The 8,326-nt window shown below is 75.3% G+C and carries 7 protein-coding genes and 1 riboswitch; of the genes, 4 read left to right on the forward strand and 3 right to left on the reverse strand.

The window, feature by feature from the left end; genetic code table 11:
- Positions 1–151 precede the first annotated feature (151 nt).
- On the forward strand, positions 152–1,084 hold the full coding sequence (locus ABZ920_RS28565) for a GAF and ANTAR domain-containing protein (RefSeq protein ID WP_361511049.1): 933 nt from the start codon (positions 152–154) through the stop codon (positions 1,082–1,084).
- Entirely contained in the window at positions 1,077–1,877 is an 801-nt protein-coding gene (locus ABZ920_RS28570) for a GAF and ANTAR domain-containing protein (protein ID WP_361511052.1), read from the forward strand. Before ABZ920_RS28565 ends, ABZ920_RS28570 begins: the two co-directional genes overlap by 8 nt.
- Before the next feature lie 468 nt (positions 1,878–2,345).
- Here the strand turns inward: ABZ920_RS28570 and ABZ920_RS28575 are convergent, their stop codons facing one another.
- Entirely contained in the window at positions 2,346–3,140 is a 795-nt protein-coding gene (locus ABZ920_RS28575) for a hypothetical protein (RefSeq protein ID WP_361511054.1), read from the reverse strand.
- Between the two features lie 368 nt (positions 3,141–3,508).
- On the reverse strand, positions 3,509–4,609 hold the full coding sequence (locus ABZ920_RS28580) for a HoxN/HupN/NixA family nickel/cobalt transporter (protein ID WP_361511069.1): 1,101 nt from the start codon (positions 4,607–4,609) through the stop codon (positions 3,509–3,511).
- Between the two features lie 30 nt (positions 4,610–4,639).
- Positions 4,640–4,847, reverse strand: a riboswitch (cobalamin riboswitch).
- A gap of 80 nt (positions 4,848–4,927) precedes the next feature.
- Here ABZ920_RS28580 and ABZ920_RS28585 point away from each other — a divergent pair.
- Both ABZ920_RS28585 and ABZ920_RS28590 read left to right on the forward strand, forming a co-directional pair.
- The gene (locus tag ABZ920_RS28585) at positions 4,928–5,287 is read left to right on the forward strand and encodes a metalloregulator ArsR/SmtB family transcription factor (protein WP_361511057.1); all 360 of its coding nucleotides are present in this window, start codon (positions 4,928–4,930) and stop codon (positions 5,285–5,287) included.
- A gap of 288 nt (positions 5,288–5,575) precedes the next feature.
- The gene (locus tag ABZ920_RS28590; protein WP_361511060.1) at positions 5,576–7,249 is read left to right on the forward strand and encodes a glycoside hydrolase family 13 protein; all 1,674 of its coding nucleotides are present in this window, start codon (positions 5,576–5,578) and stop codon (positions 7,247–7,249) included.
- A gap of 302 nt (positions 7,250–7,551) precedes the next feature.
- On the opposite strand, the gene ABZ920_RS28595 is transcribed toward ABZ920_RS28590, so the two are convergent.
- Positions 7,552–8,037: a hypothetical protein gene (locus ABZ920_RS28595; protein ID WP_361511063.1), complete on the reverse strand. Its 486-nt coding sequence runs from the start codon at positions 8,035–8,037 to the stop codon at positions 7,552–7,554.
- Positions 8,038–8,326 lie beyond the last annotated feature (289 nt).

An 8,326-nucleotide genomic window follows, 5' to 3' on the forward strand; every position in this document is an offset into this window, starting at 1 on the left:
CCCGGGGTAGTCGGCGGTGCCCCCGCGAAGGGTGGTCATGAACGCGCCGCGGGCAGGAGGCGCCCCGCGCCCGTCGGCCCGCGTGTGCGGGCCGCCCGCGACAGCCCGCGGACGACGATGGCGGCGCTGATGGTGTGAGGAGGCGGTGGCCGTGCAGCGGAGGGACGACGGTTCCGGCGCCCGGGGCGAGGACCCGCGCCGGCGGGACCCCCGGGACGGCGACGACCTCCCGGACCGCGACGGCGACTCCGCGCGCGAGCGGATCCCGGCGGACGACCCGGTCACCGGCGTCGTGGACGATCCGGCCGGCCCCGCGGACGGTTCCGCCCCGCACCCCGGGGACGAGTCGGCGGCGGACCCCGGGAACGGCCCGGCGGCCGTGCGGGGGGACCTCGTGGACGTGATCGCCGAAGGGGTGCGGGGCGTCCCGCCCGAGGAGGTCCCGCGCCGGCTGTGCACCCTGGCGGTCAAGCTGCTGCCGGTGGTGGGCGCGAGCGTCTCGCTGCGCGCCGACGGCATGCCCGTGCAGCTCAGCGCCAGCGACAACGCGGCGGCCCGCATGGGCGCGGTCCAGGCCACCCTCGGGGACGGGCCCTGCCTGTACGCCGCGGAGCTGGGCGCGCCCGTGCTGGCCAGCGACCTGTCCAACGGCCGTGACGCCCGGCGCTGGCCGGTGTTCGCCCAGCAGGCCGCCGAGCTGGGGGTGGCGGCGGTGTACTCCCTGCCGCTCGGCAACGACGCCGTGTGCGTGGGCACGCTCGACCTCTACGGCGACGTCCCGCGCGAACTGGGCCGGCAGGAACTCGACACCGCGCAGCACGTGGCCGGGGTGATGACCCTCGCCCTGATGTCCCTGATGCGCGAGGAAGGCGACGAGGCCCAGGGACAGCAGTCCTGGCTGAACGGCCTCGCCACGGATCAGGACGAGGTCTACCAGGCCATCGGCATGATCATGGCCCAGCTCGGGGCCGCGGCGGACGAGGCCCTGGCACGGCTGCGCGCCTGCGCGTTCGTGGAGGGCCGCACCGCCCTCGACGTGGCACGCGAGGTGATCACGCACAGGAAGAGGTTCGACCGTGACTAGGCACTTCCAGACGCGTCCCCTGGGGCGCGACGGACCATGGCGTGAGGAGGTGGCGGCCAACCGGGAGGAACGGCTCACGCGGGCCTTCGTCGACCTCGCCGACACGCTGGACGACCGCTTCGACCCCCTGGACCTCTTCGACCGGCTCAGCGGGTACTGCGTGGGCCTGCTGGCCGTCGACGCGGCGGGCGCGGTGATGACCGACGCCCGCGGCGACCTGCGCGTGATGGCCTCCTCCGAGGAGCCCGTCGCGGCCCTCGACCTGTTCCAGGCGGAGAGCCACGAGGGCCCCTCCGTCGACTGCTGCCGCACCGGGCTGCCGGTCGCCGGGACGGACCTGGCCACCGGGACGCGCTGGCCCGGCTACGCCCGGCGGGCGCTGGCGGCCGGGTACGCGTGCGTGCACGCCGTGCCGCTGCGCATCGACGGCCGGGCGATCGGCGCGCTGACCCTGCTCGGCCGGCCCGGCACCGACCTGCCCGCGGCCGACCTGGCCGTGGCGCAGGGCCTGTGCGACATCTCCGCCCTGGCGCTCGCCCACTGGCCGACCGAGCCGACGCGCGAGCACGACCTGCTGACGTCCCTGCAGGCCGCGATCTCCGCGAAGGCGACCGTGGAACTGGCCAAGGGGCTGGTCGGCCAGTACGCCGGCATCCCCTTCACCGAGGCGCTGACGCTCCTGCGGCGCTTCGCCGAGCGGGAGGGCCGGTCCCTGACGTCGGCCGCCCGCGACCTGGCCGCGGGCCGCCTCACCCTGGACCGCCTGCTCCAGCAACACCCCGAACACACCTGAGGGGGCTTCCGCGGGCGCGACGCCGCACCGGGACGCGGGCCCGCGGGAGCGGCGCGTGCCCGAAGCCGCGTCCGGTGGCGTGCGCCGGGTCGTGTCCGGTGGCGTGCGCGCCGGGTCCGTTCGGGTGGCGTGCGTCCGGGACTGTGTGGGGCGGCGCGTGTGGGGGCCGTGTGGGGCGGTGCGCGTCCGGGGCTGTGTCGGGCGGTGCGCGCCGGGTCGTGTTCGGCGGCGTGTGCCCGGGTCGCTCGGTGGCGTGCGTCCGGGGCTGTGCCGGGCGGCGTGCGCCCGGAGCCATGTTCGATGGCGCGCCGGGCCGACCGGGACCGGCGTTCCCGATCGGTACGCGCGCGCCCGGGCCGTACTCGTGCGTGACTCCTGTGACTCGCTCGCTGCCCGGCCACCGCCGGACGGCGCTCGGGCGCACCGACGGAGTCGGCCGTGATGTCCGTGCCCCCCCCCGCATCGCACTCACGCGCTCGCGCGGCCCTGGCGGTGCACCGCTGCCAGGCGGTCGACGCCCCGCTGGAGCGCCCCCTGGGTGGACTCGGCCGACACGGCGCCGGTACCGCCGTTGGTGACGGTGATCGCGTCGTCGCCGACGCGTACGGCGGCCACGTCCAGGACGAGCGCGGTCGGGTCGTCCTCGGCCGGGTCGTCGGCGGTCAGCCTGACCACCAGGCCCCGGCACGCGTCCCCGAACTGGGGCAGCGTCTGCTCGAAGACCTGCACGTCCTGCACGCCGTTGCGCGTGGTCGTCGCCGTGAAGTTGGCGCACGTGCGGGGCAGCGTCTCCAGCCAGGCCAGGACGCGGTCCACGTCGGCCGGGCGCAGCGCGAGGACCTGGTAGCGCAGCTGCGCCTCGGTGTCGGGCTGGTCGAAGGCGGCCACCGCGTGCGTGCCCTTCGGCGTGCCGAGCAGCTCGTCGGCGTAGAGGACGTCGAGGAGGCGCTGGCAGTCGGGGGTGCCGGTCCGTGCCTTGAGCAGCCCGTCCCGCCAGGTCGCCGCGCCCTGCGTCGGCGCCCACGGCGCGCCGAGGTCGGCCTCGGTGATGAGCGCGGCCCGTGCCTGGGCCTGCGTGAGCGGGGGCGCGGCGTTCGGCGGGCGGCCCGCCGGGGACGGGCCGCCGCCCGACGGCGACGCGGCGACGCGGGGCCCGGGGGCCGGCGCGGCCGAACAGGCGGCCGCGGTCAGCAGGACGGCCGCGGTGAGGACGGGGACGCTCAGGGCGCGGGCCGGGGGACGGACCACGGATGTGCCTCTCACGGATGTGCCTCCAGAGGTGCCCGGGGAACAGGTCGCCTCACACGGCACCACCGAGGCGGCCCGCTCACCAGCGCGCCGCGCCGTCCGACGGGGGAACGGCGCCCGACGGGCGCCCGACCGGACGACATCCCCGGCCCCCGGCCGACCCCCGGCCGGGCTCCGCCACCGGTTCCGTGACCGGCGCAAGGCGCACGGCCGCGCGCATGCCGCGGCAGGCAGCGTTCGCCCGTCGAGGAGCGGCGTCCGGTGCGTGCTCCCGGCGTGCCGGCCGGACGCCCTCGTACTGGGTGTACCGGGGCTTTCGGCCGGTTCGGGGACGGGGGCGCGTGCCGGGCGTCGCGACGGGGCGAACGTTGCCTGCCGCGGCACTAGCGGGTGTCGGCCGCCCGCACCGCCCACCGCTGCTCCACCTTCGCCACCTTCCAGTACGCCAGTGCCACCGCCCACACCGCGACGAACAGGCCGACGATGACGTAGCCGACGCTGTCGAGGTCGACCCCGGCGATCCAGCCGGTCACGTCGTCGCGCAGGTCGAACCTGTCGTGGACGACGCCGACGAGCTCGATGGTGCCGATGAAGAAGGCGACGGCGATGGACAGGCCGGTGATGGTGAGGTTGTAGTAGACCTTGCGGACCGGGTTCGAGAAGGCCCAGTGGTAGGCGACGTTCATGAACGTGCCGTCGAGGGTGTCGAACAGGCACATGCCGGCGGTGAACAGCAGCGGCAGGCACAGGATCGCGTACCAGGGCAGCCCGGCGGCCGCGCCCGAGCCCGCCATCACCATCAGCGTGACCTCGGTGGCCGTCTCGAAACCGAGGCCGAAGAGGAAGCCCAGCGGGTACATCTGGCCCGGACGGGAGATCGACCGGGTCAGACGCCCGAGGAAGCGGTTGACGAACCCGCGGGAGTCCAGGTGCCGCTCCAGCTCCGTCTCGTCGTACGTGCCGGCGCGCATCGACCGGAAGACCCTGAGGATGCCGGCCAGGGCGACCAGGTTCAGGGCGGCGATGAGGTAGAGGAACGTGCCCGCGATCGTCGTCCCCATCACACCGAGCAGCTGGTGCGTGGGCGAGTCCTCGCTCATCACCCGCCCGGCCAGCCGGGTGCCGCCGGCGATCATCACGGCGAGCACCACGACGACGCTGGAGTGGCCGAGGGCGAACCAGAAGCCGACCGGCACCGGCCGCTTGCCGTCGGCCATCAGCTTGCGGGTGGTGTTGTCGATCGCGGCGATGTGGTCGGCGTCGAAGGCGTGCCGCACCCCGAGGGTGTAGGCGGTGACGCCGAGGCCGATGCCGAAGGCCTTGGAACCCACCTCGTAGTGGCCGGGTACGACGAGGAGGAAGAGGATCCCGAAGGCGACGACGTGCAGTGCGGCTATCGCCGCCATCAGGCCGGCGGTCCTGAGGGTGTCCTCACGCCGCCAGGCGAAGTCCGCCGGCTTCCGGGCAGGGTCGGGCAGGGTCATCCGGTCATCACGCTCCAGCACCTCGTGGATCACTTCGTGAGCTGCCGTGGCCGGTCTCCTGGCTTACAGGTCTCGCGTCGCCGGCCCGCCTTCCCGGCCGTCTCGCGACGGCCAGTGGCTGTCCCCCGGGGAGGGACGTGGACCGGAAACTCCCTGATCACAGTGGCGAGGGCCGCTCCGGCATGGGCCCTGACGGGCCGTCACCGGCTTCCCGAACACCACGGCCCGCCCACCGTAGGGCCGCGAGCGGTTCCCTGCATAGCTGCATACCTGCGCAGGTATGGAAGATCACATCCGGGCGCCTGCGAGGATGACGGTATGCATCTCGTCCCCGCGGACCGCGCAGACCGCCGCACGATCGACGGCCACCGGGTGTGCGACGCCGTCGCCGCCATCGGCGACGCCGGGCACGTCCGCTCCTGGGCCGACCGCTTCTCCCTGCTCAGCGACCCCAAGCGGCTCGCTCTCCTGCTGGCCCTGCACCGCACGGGGCCGCTGGCCGTGTCCGACCTCGCGATCGCCACCGGCATGAACGACCCGGCCGTCTCCCAGGCCCTGCGGCTGCTGCGGGCGGCGGGGGTCGTGTCGGGCGAGAAGGAGGGGCGCGTGGTGCGCTACCGGGTGGTCGACCCGGACGTGCGGGCCCTGCTGGCCCACTGCGTGGCGGACGGCGGCTGACGGGCGGGCGCGCGGCCGGCGCGGAGCGGCCCCCTGCGGGGCGGGCCGTGCTGTCCCGTGCGGGGCGGACATCGGCCGCTCGCGGCGCTGATCGAAGGCCGGGCGGGCGGCCGGTGCAGTGCGTGTCCCCTTCCGGGGCGGCTGCCGGTGGGCGCACGGCCGGCGGGCGTGCGCCCGGCGCTCATTCGGTCTGGCGGAGCGGAATGTGTTCACATTCCGGCGAAGTGGACAGGTTTGTCATTGTTGTGCTTTCTGCCGGAAGCCGTCACCCGCCGCAGAGGAGGCCGCGTGACTGTCCGCACCTCGCACGAGTCGACACCCGACCTGTCGTCCAGGAACCCGGACTGGTGGCGGCAGGCCGTCGTCTACCAGGTCTACCCCCGCAGCTTCGCCGACGCGGACGGCGACGGGCTCGGCGACGTCCGGGGCGTCACCCAGCGACTGACCCACCTGGCCGCCCTCGGCGTCGACGCCCTGTGGCTCAGCCCCTTCTACCCCTCCGAGCTGGCCGACGGCGGCTACGACGTCGCCGACCACCGCGACGTGGACCCCCGCCTGGGCACGCTCGACGACTTCGACGCCATGGTCGCCGAGGCGCACCGGCTGAGCCTGAAGGTCATCGTCGACGTGGTGCCCAACCACTCCTCCGACCGGCACCCCTGGTTCCAGGAGGCGCTGCTCGCCGGCCCCGGCTCGCCCGCCCGTGACCGGTACGTCTTCCGCGACGGACGCGGGGCGCACGGCGAGCTCCCGCCCACCGACTGGCAGTCCGTCTTCGGCGGCACCGCCTGGCAGCGCGTGCCGGACGGCCAGTGGTACCTGCACCTGTTCGCCCCGCAGCAGCCGGACTTCAACTGGGGGAACGAGGAGGTGCGCGCGGACTTCCGCACCACGCTCCGGTTCTGGTCCGACCGCGGGGTCGACGGCTTCCGCGTCGACGTGGCGCACGCCCTCGCCAAGGACCTCGACGAGCCGCTGCGCGATGTCGGCAACGTCGGCGTCACCGGCGAGGACGCCCTGCTCCGCGTGGCGCCCGGGAGCCACCCGTACTACGACCGGGACGAGGTGCACGAGATCTACCGCGACTGGCGCAAGATCTTCGACGCCTACAGCCCGCCCCGCACGGCCGTCGCCGAGGCCTGGGTGCCGGGTGACCGGCGCGCCCTGTACGCCCGTCCGGACGAACTCGGCCAGGCCTTCAACTTCGAGTACCTGAACACCCGCTGGGACGCCGACGGGCTGCGCGCGGTGATCACGGAGTCGCTGGCGGGGGCGCGGGCCGCCGGCGCGCCGGCCACCTGGGTGCTGTCCAACCACGACGTGGTCCGCCACACCTCCCGCCTGATGCTGCCGCCCGGCACGGACGACAACGCCTGGCTGCTCTCCGGCGGCCGGGCCCCGGCGGTCGACGAGGCGGCCGGGCTGCGCCGGGCCCGGGCGGCGACGCTGCTGATGCTGGCGCTGCCCGGCTCGGCCTACGTCTACCAGGGCGAGGAACTCGGCCTGCCGGAGGTCGCCGACCTGCCCACGGAGGTGCTGCAGGACCCGATCTGGGAGCAGACGGGGCACGTGCGCAAGGGCCGCGACGGCTGCCGGGTGCCGTTGCCGTGGACGGCCACGGGCCCGTCGTACGGCTTCGGGGCGGGCGGGGCCTGGCTGCCGCAGCCGGCCCGGTTCGCGTCGTACGCCGTCGAGGCGCAGGACGGCGTCGAGGGTTCGACGCTGGAGCTGTACCGCACGGCCCTCAGGCTGCGCCGCAAGCTGCTGGAGGGGGAGACGCTGACCTGGGCGGAGGACACCCCGCCGGGCGTCCTGCAGTTCACCCGCGACAGCGGCTGGCGGTGCGTGACCAACCTGTCCGGCGAGGCGGTGCGGCTGCCGGCCGGCGAGGTGCTGCTCAGCAGCGCCCCGCTCGACGGCGGCCGGCTCGGGCCGGACACCACGGCCTGGCTGGGGCCGTAGGCCGGGCCGGGCCTGCTCATCCCACCGTCGGGGCGGGTGTCGCGGCGGTCTGCGGCGTGCCGGAGGGAGCGCCGCCGTCCGCCGGCGGCGTGAGGCCGAGCTGCGGCCGGCCCGGGACCGGCGGCGGCGCGGTCAGGCCCGAGGCGGGCAGTCTCGGCGGGGCCGTCTCCTGGAACAGGGCCTGGTCGAAGTCGACCAGGCCGGTCTTCTCCGTCTTTCCCCGGGGGCCGGGTGGGGTGGGTCGGGCGGTGCCTTGCTGGAGGGCGGGGCGGGCTGGGGCCGGGTGGCCGGGGAGGCTCGGTTCAGTGCCGCAGGGCGGCGCCCACCTCGGCCTTGACCTGGCCGGAGAGTGTGTGGGTGCTGCGGGCCACGGCCTTGCCGGTCTGTCCGGCGGGGACGTCGTCGATGGACACCACGACCGTGTCGAGCAGGCTGCCGTCGGGCTTCTTGAAGTTGACCTGGACGGTGAAGGACTTGGTGGAGTCGGCCGAGTTCGTGACGCCGACGTCGACCGTGGTGCGGCCGTCGGACGCCGTGGCCGGCGAGCCGAGCCGCACGGAGCTGCGGGCGTCGACGCCGTTCTTGACCTCGTCGAGGCGGCGGCCCGCCTCGGCGGTCGCCGACGCCAGGCCCTCGTTGGCCTGCGAGGCCAGTGAGGCGGCGGCGGACGACGCCTTGCTGACCGCGTCCGACGGGCTGCCGCCGTCGTCGGAGCAGCCGGTGAGGCCGAGGGCGGCGGCCGCTGTCAGCGCGGCACCCGTCGTCCAGCGTGCGCGGTGACCGTGCATGGCTCCTCCCGCTGCTCTTCGCCGCCGGGCGTTCCTGGGGCGCCGGGGTCGTGCCGGTGGGGTGTCCCCCTCCAGTGAAGGGCCGCCGGGAGGAACGCGCATGTGGAGGTCGCCCGTGCGGGGCGGTGCGTCCGCGGTACGGCCGTGTGGAGGACGCGGCGCTGGGCGTCTTTGCGGCGCGCCTTCCTGGTGGCTCGGGGCCGCGCCGGGGGGTGTCCGTCCTCGGACCGGCGCGAGTGCCGTCGCTCACCGGCGCACCCGGGTCGACGCGCCGGCCGCTGCGGGCGGA

Origin of the sequence: Streptomyces sp. NPDC046831 (genome assembly GCF_040645305.1) — a bacterium.
Lineage (GTDB): Bacteria > Actinomycetota > Actinomycetes > Streptomycetales > Streptomycetaceae > Streptomyces.